Source organism: Nostocoides australiense Ben110, from assembly GCF_001050535.1.
GTDB lineage: Bacteria > Actinomycetota > Actinomycetes > Actinomycetales > Dermatophilaceae > Nostocoides_A > Nostocoides_A australiense.
Genome location: NZ_HG764815.1, coordinates 3,563,520 through 3,565,380, shown reverse-complemented (window position 1 = coordinate 3,565,380; position 1,861 = coordinate 3,563,520). Strand labels below are relative to the sequence as shown.

At 67.7% G+C, this 1,861-nt stretch carries 1 protein-coding gene; it reads left to right on the top strand.

Translation table 11 applies throughout. The features are described 5' to 3' along the window. Window positions 1-136: 136 nt before the first annotated feature. Window positions 137-1,582 carry a glycoside hydrolase family 19 protein gene (locus tag BN11_RS24805; RefSeq protein WP_053084166.1) on the top strand — a complete coding sequence of 482 codons (1,446 nt, stop codon included), beginning with the start codon at window positions 137-139 and terminating at the stop codon, window positions 1,580-1,582. Window positions 1,583-1,861 lie beyond the last annotated feature (279 nt).

Genomic DNA, 1,861 nt, shown 5'->3' with positions numbered 1-1,861 from the left:
TGGCGGTCATCGCGATGGCGGCCGTGATGGGATTCGTGCGCACGACGCGCTGACGCATCCGGGATGGCCGTGCTTATTCTCACGTGTCACTTAGGGCACAATGGTCACGGTTTTTCGCGTCCGGAGAGGTTGTTCCATGTCCACGACGTCCTTCATCGGCAGCGCCGCCGCCATCGCCGTCGGTCTGTCCCTCGCCACCACGACCGGGGCCGCCGGCCCCGACGACACCCCGGACGATGCGCTGCGCGCCGCCAGCGGGTGCACCGGCACGGCATACGTCTATGGCGTCCGACGGGACGCGACCTTGACCTTCGCCGCCATCAACGCGGCGACCAATGTGCGCACCCGCAAGCTCACCGGACCCAAGCTCCCCTGGGGGGTGCGGGCGATGACCGCACTGAACATGAACACGCTGCTGGTGACCACGAGTCAGGGCGCGCTCTATCGGATCGACGTCACCGGCAACACCAAGAGTCTGACGATCGGTGCCCCGGTGCCGATGGCGTATACCGGCTGGAACTACGACAAGCTCGCGGCCGACGGCGCCGGCCACCTGTTCGCGACCGGTGACACCAACGGCCAGCTGTGGCGCTGGGACGTGAGCGCCAAGAAACCCACCGGCTCGCAGATCAATCAGAAGGTCCGGATCGGCGCGGGCGTGATCGCCAAGACCCTGACCGGCGTCGGCGGCGGTCGCCTCCTCGCGACGACCAGCGGGGGGAAACTGCTCGGCATCCGCGCGGCGGGAGCGGGCAACCTGACGATCTCGACGTTGGGCAGCAGCGGCTGGGGCGGGGTGTCGGCGCTGGCCTCGCCCGGCGGGGGCCTCTTCTTCGCGCGCACCGACTCGTCGGGCGTGCTCTCGACCCGCCGGGACGCCGATATCACCAACAGCAGCGGCACCGACATCAGCCTGATCGGGTATGTCGGAGACGGTGGCTGGACGCAGAAGCTGCTGACCACCGGACCGCGCAATGTCGTCTGTCCCTCGGGGGGCATCACCTATCACGGGCTCGTGACGATGTTCGGCTCCGGCTGGGTCGGCCCGCGCGACATCGTCGAGCGGGGGCTTCCCGGGTTGCAGGCCGAGATGACCAAGGGCGCCATCAACACTCCGGCGCGCAAGGCCGCCTTCCTCGCCACCCTCGTCAGCGAGTCGGCGATGCGCTACGACGCCGACGAGAGCGGCAACACCCAGACCTACCGCGGGCGCGGCTACATCCAGCTGACCAACGACTTCAACTACGCGTCCGCCGGCACCTACTTCGGCATCAACCTGCTGGGGCAGCCGGATCTCGCGAAGTCGCTGCATTACAGTGCTCCGATCGCCCGGTGGTACTGGACCGTGGCGCGCACGACGACCAACGCCTACGCCGACGACCACGACATGAACGGTGTCAACCGCAATATCGGTTTCGCCTGGTCCTATGAAGAGGCGACCCGGCGCTGCGACCGGTTCAAATCCGCATACAAGTACTTCACGGGCGCCTACCCCACGAACACCACGTGCTACCCGGCCCGACTGCCCGCACGCGGCGACACCGACTGGTATTTCCACCCCGAGCGTGGAGACAGCCGCTGACCTAGGGAACCGCTGATCAACGGGCGATTCGTGGTCGGGCGGGCGAGGGATGTCGTGGGGGCGTCGGGATCGTGGCGATGGCCTGCTTGAGCATGGATCCTGGCCCCGGTTACGGGGGCCCTCTGGGCGGTTTCGGGCAGGCTGCCGCTATGCCGTCGCCTCGGTGAGGGCGACGGCACGGGCTCGCATCAGCCAGTTCGCTGAGGCGAACAGGACATGGAGGTGGTTGAGGTTCTTGCCGATCCCGCGGTACCGGGTCTTGGTGAACCCGAAGTCGCG